We start from the raw sequence: 21869 nt of genomic DNA, 5'->3' as shown, positions 1-21869 counted from the left end.
GTGGCCGATCTCTCCGTCGCGATCGTGGGCGGGCTGCACGCCGACGCCCGCAAGGCCGCCGTGGCGCACCTGCTGGCCGAGGTGCCGGACAGCGTGGTGCTGCACCACGACCTGTCGACGGCGGCCGACGGCACGGTCCTGCGGACGGTCCGCGACCGCACCGGTGTCCTGGACCGGGGCCGGGCACCCCTGGTCGACGACTGCGCGTGCTGCGCGCTGCGCGAGGACCTGGTCCCCGCGCTGAAGCGGCTGGCGGACGCGGGGTCCACCCGGCTCGCCGTCGTCGAACTGTGGGACTCGGTCGAACCCAAGGCGATGGCGGAGGTGGTGGCCGCGAGCGGGCTGACCGTCACCTCCGTGATCACCGCGGTCGACCCGGCCCTCGTCCTGCCCTGCCTCGCCAACGGCGACGACCTCTCCGAGCACGGCCTCGCCGCCGCCTCCACCGACCAGCGCACGATCGCCGACACCTTCGCCCGCCAACTGGAGTACGCCCCGGTCCTGGCCATCACCGACTCCCCGGAGTCCGACGACGAGGACCACGCCCTGCTGTCCCAACTCCACCCCACGGCCCGCCGTGTCCGGGTAATGAGCGAGCGGGGGTGCGCCCCCGATAGGGGCGCGGGGAACTGCGCGACAAGCCACAACGAACCCGCAGCCGCCCACCACCCCCAAGACCCCACCCTCGTAGACGCCCCAACCCCGCTCGCCGCAGCCGCCCTCGCCGGCTTCGACCCGGAAGCCGCCGCCACCGCACAACACCCCGCCTGCGCCCTGCTCCCCACGGACGCCGACGACCACGGCGTGGCCACACTCGTCTGGCACCGCAGGCGGCCGTTCCACCCCGAGCGTCTGTACGCGGCGCTGGAGGAGCTGACCTGCGCCGCCGCGCGCAGCCGGGGCCGGTTCTGGCTCGCCGACCGACCGGACACGCTGCTGCACTGGGACGCCGCGGGCGGCGCGCTGTGCGTGGAGACCGCCGGCCCCTGGCTCGCCTCGCTGCCGGACGCGGCCTGGGAGATGGTCCCGCCGGTGCGCCGGGCCGCCGCCGCGCTCGACTGGCACCCCGAGCACGGCGACCGCTGCCAGCACCTGGTGTTCACCTCGCCGGGACTGGACCGTGACGGGATCGAACGGCTGCTGGAGTCCTCCCTGCTGACCGACACCGAGTACGCCGCCGGCCGTGACGCCTGGTCGCGTCTGCCCCGCCCCTTCGACGCCTTCCTGGAGGTCTGACAAGAACGACGCCCGCGAGACCGACCCCCTCCGACCTGGGCGAATGCGGATCCCTACAAGGAATGGAACACGATTGCCCCGCCGTGCGTCTCAACTACTACGCGGGGCAACCTTCCGACCGTAAAAGGTGTAATCGCAGGAGCACCCCGCGTGCACGTGCATCTGCCCGTGCATCCGCTCATGCATCGGCACGTGAACGAAGCTATGATCCGGAGGCAGTTGACCACTGCCTCAGTGGTCACATCAGCCAATGCACCACCCGGGGAGCGACCTGTGGACCGCGACGTGTACGGCGTGGACGACGTGTACAACGGCATGGCAGCGAAGAAGCTGCACGGGGTGGCCTGGCAGAAGAGCAGGCACAGCAACTCGCAGGGCTCCTGCGTGGAGTTCGCCCGCCTGCCCGGCGGGGAGGTGGCCGTACGGAACTCACGGTTCCCCGACGGGCCCGCACTCGTCTACACGCGCGCCGAGATAGAGGCGATGCTTCTCGGCATCAAGGACGGCGAGTTCGACCATCTGGTCGGCGGCTGAAGAAATACCGGGGAACCAACGGGGAACTACCCGGTAATTACGGGGGGGTTACGTCCCGTTTGCGGGCCGTAACGCGCGTAGAACCGCGGCGTCGAAGAACGCCGCGGTTCGTCAGTCGGCCAGCTCCACCAGCGGACCGCACGGCTCCGTGTGCAGCCGGAACAGCGCCCAGACCACCTTGCCGCTGAGCGCGCCCGCCAGCGGGTGCCAACCCCAGCTGTCGGCGAAGGAGTCGACCAGGAACAGGCCGCGCCCGGACTCCGCCGAGAAGTCGTCCGTCTCGCGCGCGACAGGGGTGTCGTGACTGGGATCCCGCACCGCGCACACCAGCCGCTCGGTCCACCGCATCAAGTGCAGCCGTACGGGCGGCTCCTGGCCCCGGACGCGGGGCGTGTTCGCGGGAAGCCCGTGCCGCAGCGCGTTGGTGACGAGTTCGGAGACCACGAGGCAGACATCGTCGAAGCGGTCGCCGACCTCCCACTGTCCGAGCGTGCCGCGGGTGAACTGCCGTGCCTCGCGCACCGCTTCGTAGCGGGCGGGCAGGGCGCAGGACGCGGCGTTGGACACGGTCGAGGGATCGAGTGGGGGAAGTCCCTGCCGTAAGGGTTCGAGCATGGTTGATCCATTCGTCCCCATGCGAGGCACTCCCGGGTGTTCGCGGTCGTTGCGATGCAGCGGTGGCGCGGAACCATGGTTTCTGATGCGCAAGGCAGATGCAAGGGCAGATGCACGTGCACGCGCCCGAAATGGACCTGGACGTACCGCTTCCCGCTTATTTCTTCTGCCACCTTCTTCCCTCTTGTAGTGCCCCGACTGATCCTTTCCCGCGGTCCGGCCTCTGAGACTTTCCCTTTCTGTAACCGCACGAGTGCGGATCGGAGTGGTTTAGTGGCAGACTTCGGCCCCTGAAGACCTTGGGGAGGCTGACGAACGTGGGCGCCGGTGAATCAAGTGGGTCGGTGGTGAGGCGAATGCTGCTGGGCTCGCATCTCAGGCGGTTGCGTGAGGCGCAGGGAATCACGCGTGAGAAGGCCGGATACTCCATCAGGGCGTCGGAGTCGAAAATCAGCCGTATGGAGCTGGGGCGAGTGAGCTTCAAGGCCCGTGACGTCGAGGACCTGCTCACGCTGTACGGGGTGACGGACGAGCAGGAGCGCGAGTCCCTCCTCTCCCTCGCCAAGGAGGCCAACGTCGCGGGCTGGTGGCACAGTTACTCCGACGTCCTCCCCAGCTGGTTCCCCACCTACGTCGGCCTGGAGGGCGCGGCCCACCTCATCCGGTCGTACGAAGTCCAGTTCGTGCACGGTCTGTTGCAGACCGAGGCGTACGCGCACGCGGTCGTCGCCAGAGGTATGAAGGACGGCAGCGACGCCGAGATCGAAAAGCGTGTGGCGCTGCGGATGGAGCGCCAGAAGTACCTGGTCGCCAAGAACGCGCCCGAGTTCCACTGCGTCCTCGACGAGGCCGCGCTGCGCCGGCCGTACGGCGACCGCGAGGTGATGCGCGGCCAGCTCCAGCACCTCATCGACATCTCCGAGCGGCCGAACGTGCGGCTCCAGGTCATGCCGTTCAGCTTCGGCGGGCACTCCGGCGAGAGCGGCGCCTTCACGGTGCTCAGCTTCCCCGAGTCCGACCTCTCCGACGTCGTCTACCTGGAGCAGCTCACCAGCGCGCTCTACCTGGACAAGCGCGAGGACGTCGCCCAGTACGAGACGGCGCTGCAGCAGCTCCAGCAGGACAGCCCGTCCCCGGCGGAGAGCCGCGACCTGCTCCGCGGCCTGCTCCAGCTGTCCTGAAGTCTTCACATGAGAGCTGTGAGTCTTCACAGGGTCTCTTGAGTTGTCCCCCAACTCCCTTTACGCACCAGTACGATGACACGCGATCACGTCTGGACGTGATCTGATCGCGACGTGATCGGGCTGACCGCCCCGGCTGCAAGGGATTGAGGGATCACATGTCGTCCTACTTCACCGATCTTGCTCAGCAGTACATCGGTGGTGAGTGGCGCCAGGGCACGGGCTCCTGGGACATCATCGACTTCAATCCGTACGACGGCGAGAAGCTCGCGTCGATCACGATAGCCACGGCCGACGAGGTGGACGAGGCCTACAAGGCGGCACAGGCCGCACAGAAGGCCTGGGCCGAGACCAACCCCTACGCCCGCCGCGCCGTGTTCGAGAAGGCCCTCCGCCTGGTCGAGGAGCGCGAGCAGGAGATCACCGAGGTGATCATCGCCGAGCTCGGCGGCACCCACCTGAAGGCCGGCTTCGAACTCCACCTGGCCAAGGAGTTCCTGCGCGAGTCGATCCACCTGGCGCTGCGTCCCGAGGGCCGCATCATCCCCTCGCCGACCGAGGGCAAGGAGAACCGCCTCTACCGTGTACCGGTGGGCGTCGTCGGTGTCATCAGCCCCTTCAACTTCCCGTTCCTGCTGTCGCTGAAGTCCGTGGCCCCCGCCCTCGCCCTCGGCAACGCGGTCGTCCTCAAGCCCCACCAGAACACCCCGATCACCGGCGGCACCCTGGTCGCGAAGATCCTCGAGGACGCGGGCCTGCCCGGCGGCCTGCTCAACGTCGTGGTCACCGACATAGCCGAGATCGGCGACGCCTTCATAGAGCACCCCGTCCCGAAGGTCATCTCCTTCACCGGCTCCGACAAGGTCGGCCGTCACGTCGCCACCGTCTGCGCCTCGCACTTCAAGCGCTCGATCCTCGAACTCGGCGGCAACAGCGCCGTGGTGGTCCTCGACGACGCCGACATCGACTACGCGGTTGACGCGGCCGTCTTCAGCCGGTACGTGCACCAGGGCCAGGTCTGCATGGCCGCCAACCGCATCCTGGTCGACCGCTCCATCGAGGCCGAGTTCACCGAGAAGTTCGTCGCCAAGGTGAAGACGCTGAAGACCGGCGACCCGCGCGACCCGCAGACGGTCATCGGCCCGGTCATCAACTCCTCGCAGGCCGACTCCGTCACGGGCACCGTCGAGCAGGCCATCGCCGAGGGCGCCACCGCACTCCTGCACGGCACGAGCACGAACAACCTGGTCGAGCCCTCCGTCCTCAAGGGCGTCCCCGCCGACTCTCCCCTCCTGAGGCAGGAGGTGTTCGGCCCGGTCGCGTTCCTCGTCCCGTTCGACGGCGAGGAGGACGCCGTACGCATCGTCAACGACACCCCGTACGGCCTGAGCGGCGCCGTGCACACCGGCGACGTCGAGCGGGGCGTCGCGTTCGCCAAGCGGATCGACACCGGCATGTTCCACGTGAACGACGGCACCGTCCACGACGAGCCGATCGTCCCCTTCGGCGGCGAGAAGTCCTCCGGCGTCGGCCGCCTGAACGGCGAGACGACCGTCGACGCGTTCACCACCCACAAGTGGATCTCGGTCCAGCACGGGCGCAGCTTCTTCCCGTTCTGAGAGCGTTCTGGGGGAGTTCCGGGGGAGTTCCGGGGGACGGGGCTCCGGTCGGCCGGAGCTCCCCGGGGTTCTACGCTGGCCCCATGTCAGCGATCCGTCTCCTCGTGCTCGGCGCGGTGCGCCAGCACGGGCGGGCCCACGGCTACCAGGTGCGCAACGACCTGGAGTACTGGGGTGCGCACGAGTGGTCCAACGCCAAGCCCGGCTCGATCTACCACGCCCTGAAACAGATGGCGAAACAGGGCCTGCTCCACGCGCACGAGACCGCGCCCTCCACCGCCGGCGGACCGCCCCGTACCGAGTACGAGATCACGGACGCGGGAGACCAGGAGTACTTCACCCTGCTCCGGGCCTCCCTCACGGCGTACGACCAGAAGCCGGACGTCCTGTCCACCGCGCTCGGCTGCATGGTCGACCTGGAGCGTGCCGAGGTGCTGCGGCTGCTCGCGGAGCGGGTGCGGAGCATCGAGGCGTGGCGGAAGTCCGTCACCGAGTACTACACGCCCGAGGCGGGCCCCGAGTCGATCGGCCACATCGGCGAGATCATGAACTTCTGGGTCCACTCCGCCGACACCGGTGCCGAGTGGACTCGCGGCCTCATCGCACGCATCGAGGGCGGCGCCTACACGTTCGCGGGCGAGGGCGAGCCGTTCGTCGGCGTCCTGAGGGAGGGTGAGAAGAACCCGTACGCGACGGGGGAGCGGCACCCGGAGGACCACCGCTGAGGGACGCCTCAGTGCCCTCAGTGCCCTCAGTGGTGGAAGCCGCTGGCCGCCGCCTTGTCGCGGGTCATCGGGTGCGGCTGGCGGCGCAGCTCCGGCAGCAGACGCTCCAGGTCCTCCACGAGCAGCTCGGCCAGGTCGGCCGAGAAGCCGTTGCGGCAGACCACCCGCAGCACCGACAGGTCCTCGCGGTTCGCCGGGAAGGTGTACGCGGGCACCAGCCAGCCCGACTCGCGCAGCCGCCGGGACACGTCGAACACGTCGTACGCGGTGACGTCCGGCGTGGTGGTGAAGGCGAACACGGGCAGCTCGTCTCCCCGTGTGAGGAGCCGGAAGTCCCCCATCTTGCCGATGCGGTCCGCGAGGCCCGTCGCCACGTCCCGCGCGGTCTGCTGCACCGCCCGGTAACCCTCACGGCCGAGCCGCAGGAACGTGTAGTACTGCGCGACCACCTGGGCGCCCGGCCGCGAGAAGTTCAGCGCGAACGTCGGCATGTCGCCACCCAGGTAGTTCACCCGGAAGACGAGGTCCTCGGGCAGTTCGGCGGCCGAGCGCCACAGCGCCCACCCCACGCCCGGGTAGACGAGCCCGTACTTGTGCCCCGAGGTGTTGATGGACGCCACCCGCGGCAGCCGGAAGTCCCACACGAGGTCCTCGTCGAGGAAGGGCGCGACCATGGCTCCCGAGGCACCGTCGACATGGACGGGCACATCCAGCCCCGTACGCTCCTGAAGCTCGTCGAGCGCCGCGCACAGCTCGGCGATCGGCTCGTACGACCCGTCGAAGGTCGACCCGAGGACGCCGACGACCCCGATCGTGTTCTCGTCGCACAGCTCGGCCGCGGCCTGCGGATCGATGTGGAACCGGTTGCCCTCCATGGGCACCTGACGGGCCTCCACCTCCCAGAAATTGCAGAACTTGTCCCAGCACACCTGCACGTTGACGCCCATGACGAGGTTCGGGCGCGCGTCCCTCGAGGGGTACCGGTCGGCGTTCCGCTTCGTCCACCGACGCTTCAGCGCCATCCCGGCCAGCATGCACGCCTCACTGGACCCGGTCGTCGAACAGCCCACGGCCGCCCCCGGATCGGGCGCGTTCCACAGGTCGGCGAGCATCGCCACACACCGCCGCTCCAGCTCGGCCGTGCGCGGGTACTCGTCCTTGTCGATCATGTTCTTGTCCCGGCACTCGCCCATCAGGACGCCGGCCTGCGGCTCCATCCAGGTGGTGACGAAGGTGGCCAGATTCAGCCGTGCGTTGCCGTCGAGCATCAGTTCGTCGTGGACGAGCTGGTACGCCGTCATAGGGGCTACCGGCGCGTCCGCGAGCCGGTGCGTGGGCGGCGCCTCGGTCATACCGCCGACGGGGTTGGCCTCGCCGTAGAAGGGGTTCACGGCAAGCTTGCGTGCGCCGTGCTCGGCCTCGTGGTCACCTCGGTGCAGGGGCATGAATCCGACGGTAAGTCCGGCGCATTCGTCTTGCACCTCACGCGACGTAAGGACTCAGTCTGAAGGGCGTACCGAGAAGGAGGGAGCGGAAGTCGATGAACTACTCCGTGGGACAGGTCGCCGGTTTCGCCGGGGTCACGGTGCGCACCCTGCACCACTACGACGACATCGGCCTGCTCGTACCGAGCGAGCGCAGCCACGCGGGCCACCGGCGCTACAGCGACGCCGACCTCGACCGGCTGCAGCAGATCCTGTTCTACCGGGAGCTCGGCTTCCCGCTCGACGAGGTCGCCGCCCTGCTCGACGACCCGGCCGCGGACCCGCGCGCACACCTGCGCCGCCAGCACGAGCTGCTGACCGCCCGGATCGAGAAGCTGCGGAAGATGGCGGAGGCCGTGGAGCACGCCATGGAGGCACGCAAGATGGGGATCAATCTCACGCCCGAGGAGAGGTTCGAGGTCTTCGGAGACAAGGACCCGGAGCAGTACGCCGAGGAGGCCGAGCAGCGCTGGGGCGGTACCGAGGCGTATGCCGAGTCGCAGCGCCGCGCCGCCTCGTACACCAAGGACGACTGGAAACGCATGCAGGCCGAGGTGGCCGACTGGGGCGAGCGCTACGACGCCCTGATGGCCGCCGGGGAGCCGCCGGCCGGCGAGACGGCCATGGACCTGGCCGAGGAGCACCGCCTGCACATCAGCCGGTGGTTCTACGAGTGCTCGTACGAGACGCACCAGGGGCTCGCCGAGACGTACGTGGCCGACGAGCGCTTCAAGGCGTTCTACGACTCCATGCGCCCGGGTCTCGCCGAGCACCTGAGGGAGGCCATCACGGCGAACGCGGCCCGGCACGGGGGCTGAGCGGCTGACGTGTCCGCGCGGGTAAGGGGCACCCATCCGGGTGGGCGCCCCTTACCCGCACTCGTTTTCCCCCAGTCGGCCTACTCCGGCGCGATGACGCACGCCGTCCCGTACGCGCACACCTCCGTGCCCACGTCGGCCGCCTCCGTCACGTCGAAGCGGAACATCAGCACGGCGTTGCCCCCGCGCGCGCGTGCCTGTTCCACGAGGCGGTCCATGGCCTGGTTGCGGGTCTCCACGAGCGTTTTCGTGAGCCCTTTGAGTTCGCCGCCGACCATCGACTTCAGGCCGGCGCCGATCTGGCTCCCCAGATGGCGGGAGCGGACCGTCAGCCCGAAGACCTCGCCGATGACCTGCTGGACCCGGTGTCCGGGTACCTCGTTGGTCGTCACGACCAGGACGTCCGGCTGGGGGCCCTGGCCGCCGCCGTAATCATCGATGCCCATGGTTCACAGCTTTGCGCTTGGGCGTGCACAGCGCATCCTGGAGGCGACGGTGGAACCTGGCAGGGTCGCCTGCCGTTGATAACTTTGGTCAGCCCTACGCACTACCCCCTTCACCGCACAGGAGCCCGGAACGTGACGACGCTTGCCCTCGGACCAAGCTGGTTGGATCCGGACTACCTGCTCGACACGTTCGGCATCTGGGGCCTGCTGCTGATCGTGTTCGCCGAGTCGGGCCTGCTCATCGGCTTCTTCCTGCCCGGTGACTCGCTCCTGTTCACGGCGGGCATGCTGATCACGGCCAAGACGCTGGACTTCCCGCTGTGGGCGGCCATCGCGCTGATCTGCGTCGCCGCGATCCTCGGTGACCAGGCGGGCTACATGTTCGGCAAGAAGGTGGGCCCCTCGCTCTTCAAGCGCCCGGACTCGAAGCTGTTCAAACAGGAGAACGTCACCAAGGCCCACGAGTTCTTCGAGAAGCACGGCCCGAAGTCCCTGGTCCTGGCCCGCTTCGTGCCCATCGTGCGCACGTTCACGCCGATCATCGCCGGCGTCAGCGGCATGCGGTACCGCTCGTTCCTGACCTTCAACGTCATCGGTGGCATCCTCTGGGGCGCGGGCGTCACCCTGCTCGGCTCCTGGCTCGGCAGCATCGCGTTCGTCCGCAAGAACATCGAGGCGATCCTGATCCTGATCGTCCTGCTCTCGGTCGTCCCGATCATCATCGAGTTCCTGAAGGCCCGTAAGGCCAAGAAGAACCAGCCGGCCGCCCAGCACCAGGCCCCGGCCCCGCCGATGATGGACGACGCGACGACCCAGCTCCGCCGGGTGCAGCCGGCTCAACAGCCCCAGCAGCCCCAGCAGCAGTACGGCAACCAGGGCCAGGACCCGTACGGCAACCAGGGCCAGGATCCGTACGGCTACCAGGACCAGCAGTACGCGCAGCAGTACCCGCAACAGGGCGGCCAGTACCCGCAGCAGGGCGGCCAGTATCCCCAGCAGGGCCAGCAGTACCCGTACGGCAACAACTACCCGCAGAACTGAACGCCCCAGGGCACCCCGCGCCCTTGAGGGGCGCGGGGAACTGCGCGAACAACCACAACGAACCCGCAGCCGCCCGCCAACAGCACCAACCGAGCTCGTAGGCGGAGCGGCGACGTTCAGAACCCTCGGGTTCGCTTGGCAGCCCGCCGCCCCTCGGGGGACCCGATCCGCAGGAACAACCGCGAGATCTCCGACCCCAGATTCACCCCGATCGCGATGGCCATCGCGAGCGCCGCGGCCTTGGTCAGGTTCACCACACCCTGGTCCACGTCGTTCTGGGCGAACGCGAGCAGCCCGAAGTACGTGGCGGAACCCGGCAACAGGGGCCCGATCGCCGCCGTCGTGTACGGCAACGCGGACGCGAACCGGTACCGGGACAGCAACTGCCCGAACAGCCCCACGAGCCCCGCCGCGACGGCCGTGGAGGCCACCGGCGAGATCTCGCCCGCGTAGTGCATCGCGCCGTACACCACCCACGCCACGCCCCCGTTGAGCGTCACCAGCAGCACGGTGGATCGTTCCTGCTGGAGCAGCACCGCGAACGTCAGCGCGAGGAGCATGGCGGCGCCGGTCTGCCAGTAGGGCCTCTGGTCGGCCCCCGCCGTCGCCGCGTCCGGACTCAGCTCGGCCCCCACCTGCACGCCGAAATAGAGCGCGAGCAGCACGCCGACGACGATGCCGACGTACAGGTACATGACTTCCAGCAGCCGCGCGGCCGCGGTGATGTAGAAGCCGGTCAGCCCGTCCTGGACACCCGCCACCAGGGCCCGCCCGGGCAGCAGCGCGAACAGCCCACCGGTGATCACCGCGGACGCGTTCACGTCCACGCCGACGAGCGTGAGCGCGATGCCGATCGCGGCGGGCGGCATCGCGGCCACCGTGAACTGGTAGAACTCCGGCAGCCCACGCCCCGCGCACAGCCACGCCAGCCGGTCGCCGAGCATCGCGCCCAGCGCCGCCGCGACGAACACGATCAGGTCACCGCCGACCAGGATCGAGGCCGCGCCCGCGAGCAGCCCGCTGGCGCCGGTCAGCACCCAGCCGGGGTACGGGTGCCGGTTGCGCCGGATCTCCGCGAGCCGCCGGTAGGCCTCCTCCAGCGAGAACGCGGTCTCCGGGTCGCTCAGGTCGTCCACCAGCCGGTAGACGGCCGCGAGACGCGTGTAGTCGGTGGCCCGGCGGCGCACGGTCCGTGACGCGGTGACCGGGTCGTCCACCAGGGACGGCTGGTACGAGATGGACAGCAGCGTGAACGTGACGTTCGGCTCGCACCGGTCGAGGCCGTACGACCGGCACACGGCGAACATCGCCGCCTCCACGTCCTCCGCGCCCTCACCGCCCGCGAGCAGCAGCTCCCCGATGCGGAGGGTCAGGTCGAGCACGCGCGGGATGGCGGGCCCCGACTCGTCCTCCTTGTGCACGGGTTCGAGCGCCGGCCGCTCGGCCACCGGCATGCGCAGCATCGTGCGCATCCGGTCCTGCCAGGGCAGCTCCTTGGTCAGCCGGATCACGGGGACCCCGGACGGCGGGGTGAAGGCGACCGGGGCATGCCCGGAGCTGTAGGTGCTCGGCGGGCTGAACGCCGACCCCTCGGGCTCGGGGGCCGCGGGCTGTGGAGGCGCCAGCCCGTCGGGGACGGCGAACTCCGAGGTCGTGTGAGTCTCGGGCTCGGCCACGGGAGCCACGTCCAGTCCCACCGGGATGGCGAACTCTGACGTGATCTGCGACTCACCGTCGACCAACGCGTCGCCCACCGGCCGCCCGAACCCACTACGTGCCGCGTCCGACCGCGGCTTACGGTCTTCCACGAACGTCACCCTCGCGCCCCCTTCTCACGCCTTCTCCGGCGCCGCTCCCGCGGACGCCTCCCTCCTGAGTACCGGCCGTCCCGCCTGCCCCGTGGTGCTCAGTCTCCGGTGGTGACCCACCGGCCCCAGTATGCGTACCGGTATACGGCCCGCGCACACACATACCGGCCGAACACCGGCACACGCCCGAACGCCGGTACAAGCCCGAACGCCGGCACGGCCGACCGAACACCGGCACACGAGCGGGCCGCCCGCTCCCCGTCGGGGTCGGGCGGCCCGCTCGGAAGAATTCCGGGGCGTCAGTGCCCGCCCTGCTCCTTGAAGCGCTTGTACGACCGCTCGATCTCCACCTCGGCCTCCGTGCGGCCCACCCAGTTGGCGCCCTCGACGGACTTGCCGGGCTCCAGGTCCTTGTAGACCTCGAAGAAGTGCTGGACCTCCAGGCGGTCGAACTCCGACACGTGGTGGATGTCACGCAGGTGCTCCACACGCGGGTCGGACGCCGGGACGCACAGCAGCTTGTCGTCGCCGCCGGCCTCGTCGGTCATCCGGAACATGCCGATCGCGCGGCACTTGATGAGGCAGCCGGGGAAGGTCGGCTCCTCCAGGATGACCAGCGCGTCCAGCGGGTCACCGTCCTCGCCGAGCGTGTTCTCGACGAAGCCGTAGTCGGCCGGGTAGCTGGTCGAGGTGAAGAGCCGACGGTCCAGGCGGATCCGACCGGTCTCGTGGTCCACCTCGTACTTGTTCCGTGAACCCTTCGGAATCTCGATCGTGACGTCGAACTCCACCGGTGGCTCCTCCATGATCAACACATAGTTCTGGTGGTTAAGTGTCCCTCACGCAGGTGTGTGATCGCGAAAGGGGCTGGTGGTAGTGCCGGAGCCGAGGGGCTGGCGAACCGGGCGGCCGCATGCGGTGCGGCTCGCGCGCGCCGCGAAACCGCACGTCGTGCGCGGAACGCGAGCCGTCGTGCACGCCACCCGCGCCGCCGCGACGCGCTCCATGAAGCTCACGACCCTCCAGCTCACCGCCGGTGCCGCCGCGCTCGGCCTGGCCGTGTCGGCCGGGGCGGTGGTCACGGCCGGTCCCTGGGACTCCTCGGGTCAGCGTACGGCCGAGCAGGACTGGGCGGCATCGCACGATCGGGAGGGTGGCGCAGATCACGGAGGCGCTTCCGGCACGTCCTCCGGTACGGCCCAGGGGGCGCCCAAGCCGGCACCGAGCGCGGTCTCGGTACTGACGGGGCTCGGCGACTCGGTGCCCGCGCCCACGGAGCGGGCGCTCGACGACGTCCTCGCTCCCCTCCTGCGCGCCCCCGCGCTGGGCTCCGGCCGTACGGCCGCGGTCGTCGACGTCACCACCGGCAGGACGCTGTTCGGCCTGGGCGCGGACGAGGCACTCACCCCCGCCTCCACCACGAAGATCGCCACGGCCGCCGCGGCGCTCTCGGCGGCGGGCCCCGACCACCGCATCCAGACGCGGACCCTCCTCCAGCCCGACTCCAGGGAAGTCGTCCTGGTCGGCGGCGGCGACCCGACCCTGACCGCCCACGAGGACGCGGGCGGCTACGCGTCGCTGCGCACCCTCGCCGCCGAGACGGCCGCCGCCCTGAAGAAGCGCGACGTGCACCAGGTGGCGGTCGCGTACGACACCTCGCTCTACAGCGGACCCGCCCTGCACCCCATCGGGGTGAACTCCAACCTCGCGCCCGTCAGCGCCCTGATGGTCGACGAGGGCCGCCTCGACGACTCCTCCAGCGGCCCGGCGGACCGCGGCGCGGATCCGGCGGCGGACGCGGCGAAGGCGTTCGCGGAACTGCTGGCGGACCAGGGCATCAGCACGACCTCGGCCGCCCCCGTGAAGGCCTCCGACAAGGCCGGCTCACTCTCCACGGTCGAGTCCCCGCCTCTGTCCACCCTGGTCGAACGCATGTTGACCAACAGCGACAACGACATCGCCGAGGCCCTCGCCCGCCAGACGGCACTCGCCGCGGGCGAGCCGGCGAGCTTCGAGGGCGCCGAAACGGCGATCCGCGCGGCACTGGACAAACTCGGCCTCCCTCTGGACGGCACCCGCTTCGCCGACGGCAGCGGCCTGAACCGCGACGACCGCCTGACCGCCCACCTCCTCACCGCCCTCCTGGCCGACGCGGCCTCCCCGTCCCATCCCGAACTCCGCTCGATCGTCACGGGCCTGCCCGTGGCCGGCTTCACGGGCACACTTCGCACCCGCTACGCCGACGACGTACCCGGCACGGGCGTCGTACGAGCCAAGACAGGCACCCTGACCGGCGTGAACACCCTCGCGGGCACAGTGGTCGACACCGACGGCCGCCTCCTGGCGTTCGCCTTCATGGCCAGCGAGACATCGGACCCCACGGGCGCCCAGAGGGCCCTGGACACCACGGCCTCGGCACTGGCGACGTGCGGGTGCCGGTAACGGTTGTCAGGGGCGCGGGGAACTGCGCGACCACCCACACACAACCGGCACCTCTTGGACGGCGGAACCACCCACCCCCTAGGGGCGCGGGGCTGTGACATTGCGCGGCTCCGCCGCGTGGGCGCGACCAGCCACCGACAACCCGCACTCGGCCAAACCGCAGTCCCCCCACCCACCTCCCACGGCCTGCCCCCAGCGGCAGCGCTCCCGTACGGTTGATTCATGACGCGCATCGGTGGTGCCGAGATGGTCGACTGGAATCTCGCGGTGGCGACCGCGACCCGGCTCGTACGGCCGGGCCCCGAGGTGAGTCGCGACGAGGCCAGGGCCGTCGTCGCGGAGCTGCGCCGACACGCCAAGTCCTCGGAGGAACACGTCCGGGGCTTCACCCGTATGGGCACCGAGGGGGCCCACGACACCCCCGTCCTCGTCGTCGACCGCCCGGGCTGGGTCCGGGCGAACGTCGCCGGGTTCCGGGAACTCCTCAAACCGCTGCTGGACAAGATGCAGGAACGTCGCAGCGGCACCCCCGGCGGCGCGGTGCTCGGCGCCGTCGGCGGCAAGGTCACCGGCGTGGAGCTCGGCATGCTGCTGTCGTTCCTCGCCTCCCGTGTCCTCGGCCAGTACGAGACCTTCGCCCCCTCTACCCGTGAACTCCCGGCAGGGGAGAACGGCGGCGGCCGGCTGCTCCTGGTCGCGCCGAACATCGTCCACGTGGAGCGGGAACTCGACGTGGAGCCCCACGACTTCCGTCTCTGGGTGTGCCTGCACGAGGAGACGCACCGCACCCAGTTCACCGCGGTGCCCTGGTTGCGTGACCACCTGGAGGGCGAGATCCAGTCCTTCCTGGGGGAGACCGAGGTCGACCCCATGACCGTCCTGGAGCGCATCCGGGAGGCCGCCCAGTCGCTCGCCGGCGGGCGCCCCGAGGGCGAGGAGGGCGACGAGTCGCGGTCCCTCGTGGAACTCGTCCAGACGCCCGCGCAGCGCGAGATCCTCGGCCGCCTCACCGCGGTCATGTCCCTCCTGGAGGGCCACGCCGACTTCGTGATGGACGGAGTGGGCCCGGACGTCGTGCCGTCCGTGGGTGAGATCCGCGAGAAGTTCCAGCAGCGCCGCGCCCGCGGGGCCTCGCGCCTGGACCTCGCCCTGCGCAAGCTGCTGGGCCTGGACGCCAAGCTCAGGCAGTACAAGGACGGCGAACGGTTCGTCCGGTCCGTCGTCGAACAGGTCGGCATGGAGGGCTTCAACCGCGTGTGGACCTCGCCGAACACCCTGCCGACCAAGGCGGAGATCGCCAAACCGGCGGACTGGGTCGCGCGGGTGCACCGGAAGTCGGAAGCGTGAGGCCAGTGGGGAAGGCGTGACACGGATCCTGCCGACGGCAGGCAAACGCCCTCGCAATCACCCGTCCGAGGGAGCGTGAGCGATGCGCAGGCGTGCAATGCTCGGGGAACGGCCCGTTTCTGTCACCATCTACACACTCTGAGTGACCGGACTTCGGGCTCACCCCCCGACAACTTCATGAAGGGCACCGGACATGGGTCCCCATCCTGCGGTCGCGGCGATACGCCTGGCGGTCCGCCGCGTACTCCACGATCTCCTCACCGAACACCACACCGACACCGCCCGCGCCGTACCCGCCCTCCGCGCCGGCGGGCCCGCTGTCGGAACCGACGCACCGGCACACCCTCACGCCGTGCGTCCCGACGTCATGCCTGCTGACGTCGTGCCTGGCGAAGCCCCCGGTGCTCCCGAAGCCCCCGCTGCTTCCGTCGCCAGAGTCGCGCGACCGCGTTCGGGCCGGGACGTCCCCGCGTCCCCGCCGCTCGTGCTCGTCGCCTGCTCCGGCGGCGCCGACTCCATGGCGCTCGCGTCCGCCCTCGCCTTCGAGGCCCCCAGACTCGGCGTCCGCGCCGGCGGCGTCACCGTCGACCACGCCCTGCAGCCCGGATCCGACCTGCGCGCCGCCGAGGTCGCCCTGCGCCTGCGTGAACTCGGCCTGGACCCGGTCGAGTCCGTCGCCGTGACGGTCGGCCGCGACGGCGGCCCCGAAGCCGCCGCCCGTGACGCCCGCTACACGGCCCTGGACGCCGCCGCCGAACGCCACGGCGCCGCCGCCGTCCTGCTCGGCCACACCCGCGACGACCAGGCCGAGACGGTTCTGCTCGGCCTCGCCCGCGGCTCCGGCACCCGCTCCCTGTCCGGAATGGCCGCGGTCTCGGGGGCCGGCGGCCGCTACCGCCGCCCCTTCCTCCAGATCGACCGGCAGACCGCCCGCAAGGCCTGCATGGTCCAGTCCCTGCCCGTCTGGGACGACCCCCACAACGCCGACCCCGCCTACACCCGCTCCCGCCTGCGCCACGAGGGCCTGCCCGCCCTGGAGAAGGCGCTCGGCAAGGGCGTCGTGGAAGCACTCGCCCGCACCGCGCGGCTGTCGCGTGACGACGCCGACGCCCTCGACGCCTGGGCCCGCCAGGCCGAGGCGTCCGTACGCGACGCGTCGGGCCTCCTGGAGTGCGCAAAGCTCTACGCCCTGCCCGTCGCCGTCCGCCGCCGCGTCCTGCGCCGCGCCGCCATCGAGGCCGGGTCCCCGGCCGGCTCGCTGTTCGCCCGTCACATCGAGGAGATCGACCGGCTGATCACCGGCTGGCGCGGCCAGGGAGCCATCAATCTCCCGGGCAGAGTCGTCGCCCGGCGGCAGGGTGGCAGACTGGTGATTCGGCAAGGCTGAAAAACACACTCCGCTCAGGAGGTGTCTGGTTCCCCCTTCGGGGAGGGGCCGTTCAGCCGGTGGGACGACCGAAAGTGATGCGGGTGGACGCGAAAGACATGGGTGCCGACCTCCAGCAGGTGCTCATCACCAAGGAAGAGATCGACGCGAAGCTGGCCGAGCTGGCCGCGAAGATCGACGCGGAGTACGCGGGCAAGGACCTGCTGATCGTCGGCGTCCTCAAGGGCGCCGTGATGGTCATGGCGGACCTCGCCCGGGCGCTGTCCACCCCCCTCACCATGGACTGGATGGCCGTGTCCTCGTACGGCGCGGGCACCCAGTCCTCCGGCGTGGTGCGGATCCTCAAGGACCTCGACACCGACATCAAGGGCCGGCACGTCCTCATCGTCGAGGACATCATCGACTCCGGCCTGACCCTCTCCTGGCTCATCTCCAACCTCGGATCCCGCGAGCCCGCCTCCCTGAAGGTGTGCACCCTGCTGCGCAAGCCGGAGGCGGCCAAGGTGGCGATCGACGTGGAGTGGGTCGGATTCGACATTCCCAACGAGTTTGTCGTGGGATACGGCCTCGACTACGCGGAGAAGTACCGCAATCTCCCGTTCGTCGGTACGCTCGCGCCTCACGTTTACGGCGGCTGAAACGCCCTCGTCACGAGGGCGGCAGGCCGGTGTGGAACGCTCGGGAACCCCAGCGGCTCTCGCGCCGTTGGAGCATGCAGAGACGGGATTGTCAGCCGCCCACGCGGCGTCGGGTGGCAATGCTGGGGTACCGTCCGAAGAACAGTCTTTATCAAACTCACTATGGCAGGAGGGACGGGGCGGCACCGCTCCGTATGGATGGACGTGAAGCGATACTTCCGTGGGCCGGTCATGTGGATCGTGCTGGCCGTCCTTGCCGTGGTCGTGTTGATGCAGGTCGTCGGCTCGTCCGGCGGCTACAAGACGGTGGACACCGGCCAGGTCGTCCAGGCGATCAACCAGGACAAGGTCAAGTCGGCCAAGCTCACCACCGGCGACGAGCAGATCATCAAGGTCGAGCTCAAGAGTGGTGAGAAGGTCGAGGGCAGCTCGAAGATCCAGGCGAGCTACATCGGCGACCAGGGCGTGAGCCTGGCCACCACGCTGCAGGACAAGTACCAGAACAAGCAGATCGATGACGGCTACACCGTTTCGCCGTCCAAGCAGAACCCGTTCGTCGGGATCCTGCTGTCGCTGCTCCCGTTCGTCCTCATCGTGGTCGTCTTCCTGTTCCTGATGAACCAGATGCAGGGCGGCGGCTCCCGAGTGATGAACTTCGGGAAGTCCAAGGCCAAGCTCATCACCAAGGACACGCCCAAGACGACGTTCTCGGACGTCGCGGGCTCGGACGAGGCGGTCGAGGAGCTCCAGGAGATCAAGGAGTTCCTCCAGGAGCCCGCCAAGTTCCAGGCGGTCGGGGCGAAGATCCCCAAGGGCGTGCTGCTCTACGGCCCGCCCGGTACGGGTAAGACGCTGCTCGCGCGCGCCGTCGCGGGCGAGGCGGGCGTCCCCTTCTACTCGATCTCCGGTTCCGACTTCGTCGAGATGTTCGTCGGTGTCGGTGCCTCCCGTGTCCGCGACCTCTTCGAGCAGGCCAAGGCGAACGCCCCGGCGATCGTCTTCGTCGACGAGATCGACGCGGTCGGCCGCCACCGCGGCGCCGGCCTCGGCGGCGGTCACGACGAGCGCGAGCAGACCCTGAACCAGCTGCTCGTCGAGATGGACGGCTTCGACGTGAAGGGCGGCGTCATCCTGATCGCCGCCACCAACCGGCCCGACATCCTCGACCCGGCTCTCCTGCGCCCCGGCCGCTTCGACCGTCAGATCGCGGTCGACCGCCCGGACATGCAGGGCCGTCTGGAGATCCTCAAGGTCCACCAGAAGGGCAAGCCGGTCGCCCCGGACGTCGACCTGTCGGCGGTCGCCCGCCGCACGCCCGGCTTCACGGGTGCCGATCTGTCCAACGTCCTGAACGAGGCCGCGCTCCTGACGGCCCGCAGCGACAGGAAGCTGATCGACAACCAGATGCTGGACGAGGCCATCGACCGCGTCGTGGCGGGCCCGCAGAAGCGGACCCGGATCATGTCGGACAAGGAGAAGAAGATCACCGCGTACCACGAGGGCGGACACGCCCTGGTCGCGGCGGCCTCACCGAACTCCGATCCGGTCCACAAGATCACGATCCTGTCGAGAGGCCGTGCCCTCGGCTACACGATGGTGCTCCCGGACGAGGACAAGTACTCGACCACCCGCAACGAGATGCTGGACCAGCTGGCCTACATGCTGGGCGGCCGCGCGGCCGAGGAACTGGTCTTCCACGACCCGACGACGGGTGCCGCGAACGACATCGAGAAGGCCACGACCACGGCCCGCGCGATGGTCACGCAGTACGGCATGACCGAGCGTCTCGGCGCGATCAAGTTCGGCGGCGACAACACCGAGCCGTTCCTCGGACGTGAGATGGCTCACCAGCGCGACTACTCGGAAGAGGTCGCCGCGCTCGTCGACGAAGAGGTCAAGAAGCTCATCGAGACCGCGCACAACGAGGCCTGGGAGATCCTCGTCGAGAACCGCGACGTTCTCGACAACCTGGTCCTCGCGCTGCTGGAGCGGGAGACGCTGGGCAAGGAGGAGATCGCCGAGGTCTTCGCCCCCATCGTCAAGCGCCCGCCGCGCCCGGCGTGGACCGGCTCCTCCCGCCGGACCCCGTCCACCCGCCCGCCGGTGCTCTCCCCGAAGGAGCTCGCACTGACGAACGGGGTGAACGGCGCGACGCCGGCGATCACCGGCACCGCGGAGTCCGTCCCCGCCAAGGAGGCCGCCCCGGAGGACCGCCCGGAAAGCTGATCCAGCACCCGACGGTTTTCGGCCGACCAGGCCCGGAATGATTGCCGTGCCCCCCAGGTTCTAGCCTGGGGGGCGCGGCAGTTTCGTATGCCCGTACATGTGACGCGTGATCCCGTACGCGTCGGAGCCACAGGAAAACGAGGCACCAGATGACCGACCCCGTGACGCTGGACGGTGAAGGCACGATCGGCGAGTTCGACGAGAAGCGCGCCGAGAACGCCGTACGCGAGCTGCTGATCGCGGTCGGAGAGGACCCGGACCGGGAGGGGCTGCGGGAGACTCCGGGGCGGGTGGCCCGGGCTTACCGGGAACTCCTGGCGGGGCATACGCAGGAGCCCGAGGACGTCCTGACGACTACGTTCGATATCGGTCACGACGAGATGGTCCTGGTCAAGGACATCGAAATCGTATCTTTGTGCGAACATCACCTGCTGCCATTCCATGGTGTAGCCCACATTGGGTACATTCCATCCGAAAATGGCAAGATCACGGGTCTCTCCAAGCTTGCGCGGCTGGTCGAGGTGTTTGCCCGTCGCCTGCAGGTACAGGAACGACTCACCACACAGATCGCCGACTCCCTCATGCGGATCCTGGAGGCGCGCGGCGCCATCGTGGTCATCGAGGCCGAGCACATGTGCATGTCGGTGCGCGGCATCCGGAAGCCGGGCGCCAAGACCACGACGTCGGCCGTGCGCGGCCAGCTTCGTGACGCGACGACCCGTGCCGAGGCAATGAGCCTGATACTGGCGCGCTGACCCGGTTCCGGCAGGGCCGGATCGGGCGGCTGGGAGACACCCCCCGGGGCACTCCGCGCAGCACCCCGGCACCACACCGGAGGCCTAGGCTGGACGCATGAACTTGAAGAGCGGCCGCGACCACGTGGCAGGCCTGCCCGCATGGGACCGTTGCGCGGTCATGGGCGTCGTCAACGTCACTCCGGACTCGTTCTCCGACGGCGGCCGCTGGTTCGACACCACCGCCGCGGTCAAGCACGGCCTCCACCTCGTCGACGAGGGCGCGGACCTCGTGGACGTCGGCGGCGAGTCCACCCGCCCGGGCGCCACGCGCGTGGACGAGGCGGAGGAACTCAGACGCGTCGTCCCCGTCGTCCGCGGCCTGGCGTCCGAAGGCGTCGTCGTCTCCGTCGACACCATGCGCGCCACCGTCGCCGAGAAGGCCCTCGCGGCGGGCGCCGCACTCGTCAACGACGTCAGCGGCGGCCTCGCCGACCCCGCGATGATTCCGGCCGTCGCCGACGCGGGCGCCCCCTTCGTGGTCATGCACTGGCGCGGCTTCCTGGAGGGCGGCAACGTCAAGGGCGTGTACGAGAACGTGGTCCGCGAAGTCCTCGACGAGTTGCGCGTGCGTGTGGAGGCCGTTCTGGACGGGGGTATCGTCCCCGACCGGATCATCGTCGACCCCGGTCTCGGATTCTCCAAGGACGCCGACCACGACCTCGCCCTCCTCGCCGGCCTCGACCGTCTGCTCGGCCTCGGCCATCCCCTGCTCGTCGCCGCCTCCCGCAAGAGGTTTCTCGGCCGCGTCCTCGCCGGCCCCGAGGGCGCCCCGCCGCCGGCTCGCGAACGCGACGCCGCGACCGCCGCCGTCTCCGCGCTGGCCGCCCACCAGGGTGCCTGGGCGGTCCGCGTCCACGAGGTGCGGGCCACCGCCGACGCCGTCCGCGTGGCCAGGGCCGTCGAAGGAGCCCGGGAGCTGTGAGCGCCCCCCACACCGACGTAGAGCAGGTCGAACTCGCCAACACGGCTTTCTACGAGGCCCTGGAGCGCGGCGACTTCGAGGAGGTCTCCTCCCTCTGGCTGACCCCCGCGGACCTGGGCGTCGACGAGTCGTACCACGACCCGGCGGACACCGGCGTGATCTCCTGCGTCCACCCCGGCTGGCCGGTCCTCACCGGCCGCGGCGAGGTGCTCAGGTCCTACGCGCTCATCATGGCGAACACCGAGTACATCCAGTTCTTCCTCACCGACGTCCATGTGTCCGTCACCGGCGACACGGCCCTGGTGACCTGCACCGAGAACATCCTCAGCGGCGGCCCGGCCCCCGAGGGCGGCGGCGAGCTGGGCCCGCTCGTGGGTCAGCTGGTCGTCGCCACGAACGTGTTCCGGCGCACCGCGGACGGCTGGAAGCTGTGGTCGCACCACGCCTCCCCCGTGCTGACCGAATCCGACAGTGACGACGACGAGGACACATCCGCTTGAGTGGGTAGACGCCTCCTCGAGGGCTGTGGAGTGATTCGAGCAACGGAACCCTGGGTAGGCGCGGCTTCCGGCCTGTGAGCCGCCGTCTCCACCCGGGGAAACG

20 protein-coding genes are annotated in these 21869 nt (G+C 69.8%); 15 read left to right on the top strand and 5 right to left on the bottom strand.

From position 1 onward, the window contains the following. Together AB0959_RS09795 and AB0959_RS09790 are read left to right on the top strand one after the other, a co-directional pair. On the top strand, window positions 1-1236 hold the full coding sequence (locus AB0959_RS09795; RefSeq protein ID WP_366825799.1) for a GTP-binding protein: 1236 nt from the start codon (window positions 1-3) through the stop codon (window positions 1234-1236). Between the two features lie 273 nt (window positions 1237-1509). Further along, window positions 1510-1770, top strand: coding sequence for a DUF397 domain-containing protein (locus AB0959_RS09790; RefSeq protein ID WP_366825798.1), 261 nt, complete (start codon window positions 1510-1512; stop codon window positions 1768-1770). Window positions 1771-1881: 111 nt separating this feature from the next. Here the strand turns inward: AB0959_RS09790 and AB0959_RS09785 are convergent, their stop codons facing one another. Continuing rightward, window positions 1882-2406 carry an ATP-binding protein gene (locus AB0959_RS09785; RefSeq protein ID WP_366825797.1) on the bottom strand — a complete coding sequence of 175 codons (525 nt, stop codon included), beginning with the start codon at window positions 2404-2406 and terminating at the stop codon, window positions 1882-1884. A gap of 335 nt (window positions 2407-2741) precedes the next feature. Between AB0959_RS09785 and AB0959_RS09780 the strand changes: the two genes are divergently transcribed. The 3 genes from AB0959_RS09780 to AB0959_RS09770 all read left to right on the top strand — a co-directional run bounded on the left by AB0959_RS09780 (window position 2742) and on the right by AB0959_RS09770 (window position 5910). Continuing rightward, complete coding sequence (locus AB0959_RS09780) at window positions 2742-3566, top strand: helix-turn-helix transcriptional regulator (protein ID WP_366825974.1); 825 nt, start codon at window positions 2742-2744, stop codon at window positions 3564-3566. A 158-nt stretch (window positions 3567-3724) separates the two neighbouring features. Then, window positions 3725-5185: an aldehyde dehydrogenase family protein gene (locus AB0959_RS09775; protein ID WP_366825796.1), complete on the top strand. Its 1461-nt coding sequence runs from the start codon at window positions 3725-3727 to the stop codon at window positions 5183-5185. An 83-nt stretch (window positions 5186-5268) separates the two neighbouring features. Then, window positions 5269-5910 (top strand): PadR family transcriptional regulator, encoded by a 642-nt coding sequence (locus AB0959_RS09770; protein WP_366825795.1) that lies wholly within the window; start codon window positions 5269-5271, stop codon window positions 5908-5910. A 26-nt stretch (window positions 5911-5936) separates the two neighbouring features. Here the strand turns inward: AB0959_RS09770 and AB0959_RS09765 are convergent, their stop codons facing one another. Then, on the bottom strand, window positions 5937-7355 hold the full coding sequence (locus AB0959_RS09765; protein ID WP_366825794.1) for a glutamate decarboxylase: 1419 nt from the start codon (window positions 7353-7355) through the stop codon (window positions 5937-5939). Window positions 7356-7450: 95 nt separating this feature from the next. Between AB0959_RS09765 and AB0959_RS09760 the strand changes: the two genes are divergently transcribed. Next, the gene (locus AB0959_RS09760; RefSeq protein WP_366825793.1) at window positions 7451-8212 is read left to right on the top strand and encodes a MerR family transcriptional regulator; all 762 of its coding nucleotides are present in this window, start codon (window positions 7451-7453) and stop codon (window positions 8210-8212) included. An 80-nt stretch (window positions 8213-8292) separates the two neighbouring features. Here AB0959_RS09760 and AB0959_RS09755 read toward each other — a convergent pair whose 3' ends face one another. Then, complete coding sequence (locus AB0959_RS09755; RefSeq protein WP_366825792.1) at window positions 8293-8658, bottom strand: YbjQ family protein; 366 nt, start codon at window positions 8656-8658, stop codon at window positions 8293-8295. A 132-nt stretch (window positions 8659-8790) separates the two neighbouring features. Here AB0959_RS09755 and AB0959_RS09750 point away from each other — a divergent pair, with 132 nt between their 5' ends. Further along, complete coding sequence (locus tag AB0959_RS09750; protein WP_366825791.1) at window positions 8791-9699, top strand: VTT domain-containing protein; 909 nt, start codon at window positions 8791-8793, stop codon at window positions 9697-9699. A 116-nt stretch (window positions 9700-9815) separates the two neighbouring features. Here AB0959_RS09750 and AB0959_RS09745 read toward each other — a convergent pair whose 3' ends face one another. Next, on the bottom strand, window positions 9816-11516 hold the full coding sequence (locus AB0959_RS09745; RefSeq protein ID WP_366825790.1) for a threonine/serine exporter family protein: 1701 nt from the start codon (window positions 11514-11516) through the stop codon (window positions 9816-9818). Window positions 11517-11806: 290 nt separating this feature from the next. Next, complete coding sequence (locus AB0959_RS09740) at window positions 11807-12298, bottom strand: inorganic diphosphatase (RefSeq protein WP_366825789.1); 492 nt, start codon at window positions 12296-12298, stop codon at window positions 11807-11809. Between the two features lie 79 nt (window positions 12299-12377). On the opposite strand from AB0959_RS09740, the gene dacB reads away from it, so the two are divergent. The 8 genes from dacB (at window position 12378) to AB0959_RS09700 (ending at window position 21766) form a co-directional block, all read left to right on the top strand. Further along, complete coding sequence (gene dacB, locus AB0959_RS09735) at window positions 12378-13949, top strand: D-alanyl-D-alanine carboxypeptidase/D-alanyl-D-alanine-endopeptidase (protein ID WP_366825788.1); 1572 nt, start codon at window positions 12378-12380, stop codon at window positions 13947-13949. 222 nt (window positions 13950-14171) lie between these two features. After that, the gene (locus AB0959_RS09730) at window positions 14172-15296 is read left to right on the top strand and encodes a zinc-dependent metalloprotease (protein WP_366825787.1); all 1125 of its coding nucleotides are present in this window, start codon (window positions 14172-14174) and stop codon (window positions 15294-15296) included. 193 nt (window positions 15297-15489) lie between these two features. Further along, window positions 15490-16683, top strand: coding sequence for a tRNA lysidine(34) synthetase TilS (tilS, locus tag AB0959_RS09725; RefSeq protein ID WP_366825786.1), 1194 nt, complete (start codon window positions 15490-15492; stop codon window positions 16681-16683). A gap of 77 nt (window positions 16684-16760) precedes the next feature. Beyond that, window positions 16761-17321 carry a hypoxanthine phosphoribosyltransferase gene (hpt, locus tag AB0959_RS09720; protein WP_276110394.1) on the top strand — a complete coding sequence of 187 codons (561 nt, stop codon included), beginning with the start codon at window positions 16761-16763 and terminating at the stop codon, window positions 17319-17321. 198 nt (window positions 17322-17519) lie between these two features. Beyond that, entirely contained in the window at window positions 17520-19547 is a 2028-nt protein-coding gene (gene ftsH / locus AB0959_RS09715; protein ID WP_366825973.1) for an ATP-dependent zinc metalloprotease FtsH, read from the top strand. A gap of 149 nt (window positions 19548-19696) precedes the next feature. Then, on the top strand, window positions 19697-20302 hold the full coding sequence (gene folE / locus AB0959_RS09710; RefSeq protein ID WP_366825785.1) for a GTP cyclohydrolase I FolE: 606 nt from the start codon (window positions 19697-19699) through the stop codon (window positions 20300-20302). 97 nt (window positions 20303-20399) lie between these two features. Then, window positions 20400-21266: a dihydropteroate synthase gene (folP, locus tag AB0959_RS09705; protein WP_366825784.1), complete on the top strand. Its 867-nt coding sequence runs from the start codon at window positions 20400-20402 to the stop codon at window positions 21264-21266. Further along, the gene (locus AB0959_RS09700; protein WP_366825783.1) at window positions 21263-21766 is read left to right on the top strand and encodes a nuclear transport factor 2 family protein; all 504 of its coding nucleotides are present in this window, start codon (window positions 21263-21265) and stop codon (window positions 21764-21766) included. Before folP ends, AB0959_RS09700 begins: the two co-directional genes overlap by 4 nt. Window positions 21767-21869 lie beyond the last annotated feature (103 nt).

This window comes from Streptomyces sp. NPDC046862 (assembly GCF_040704615.1).
Classification (GTDB): domain Bacteria; phylum Actinomycetota; class Actinomycetes; order Streptomycetales; family Streptomycetaceae; genus Streptomyces.
The sequence above is the reverse complement of the archived record's forward strand: the minus strand, read 5'-3'. Positions and strand labels throughout refer to the sequence as shown.

Bases quoted from the DNA above. Each gene is read 5' to 3' on its own strand.
- AB0959_RS09785 (WP_366825797.1), bottom strand. From the start codon at position 2,406: ATGGGGACGAATGGATCAACCATGCTCGAACCCTTACGGCAGGGACTT.
- AB0959_RS09780 (WP_366825974.1), top strand. From the start codon at position 2,742: ATGCTGCTGGGCTCGCATCTCAGGCGGTTGCGTGAGGCGCAGGGAATC.
- AB0959_RS09775 (WP_366825796.1), top strand. From the start codon at position 3,725: ATGTCGTCCTACTTCACCGATCTTGCTCAGCAGTACATCGGTGGTGAG.
- AB0959_RS09770 (WP_366825795.1), top strand. From the start codon at position 5,269: ATGTCAGCGATCCGTCTCCTCGTGCTCGGCGCGGTGCGCCAGCACGGG.
- AB0959_RS09765 (WP_366825794.1), bottom strand. From the start codon at position 7,355: ATGCCCCTGCACCGAGGTGACCACGAGGCCGAGCACGGCGCACGCAAG.
- AB0959_RS09760 (WP_366825793.1), top strand. From the start codon at position 7,451: ATGAACTACTCCGTGGGACAGGTCGCCGGTTTCGCCGGGGTCACGGTG.
- AB0959_RS09755 (WP_366825792.1), bottom strand. From the start codon at position 8,658: ATGGGCATCGATGATTACGGCGGCGGCCAGGGCCCCCAGCCGGACGTC.
- AB0959_RS09730 (WP_366825787.1), top strand. From the start codon at position 14,172: ATGACGCGCATCGGTGGTGCCGAGATGGTCGACTGGAATCTCGCGGTG.
- tilS (WP_366825786.1), top strand. From the start codon at position 15,490: ATGGGTCCCCATCCTGCGGTCGCGGCGATACGCCTGGCGGTCCGCCGC.
- hpt (WP_276110394.1), top strand. From the start codon at position 16,761: ATGCGGGTGGACGCGAAAGACATGGGTGCCGACCTCCAGCAGGTGCTC.
- ftsH (WP_366825973.1), top strand. From the start codon at position 17,520: ATGGACGTGAAGCGATACTTCCGTGGGCCGGTCATGTGGATCGTGCTG.
- folE (WP_366825785.1), top strand. From the start codon at position 19,697: ATGACCGACCCCGTGACGCTGGACGGTGAAGGCACGATCGGCGAGTTC.
- folP (WP_366825784.1), top strand. From the start codon at position 20,400: ATGAACTTGAAGAGCGGCCGCGACCACGTGGCAGGCCTGCCCGCATGG.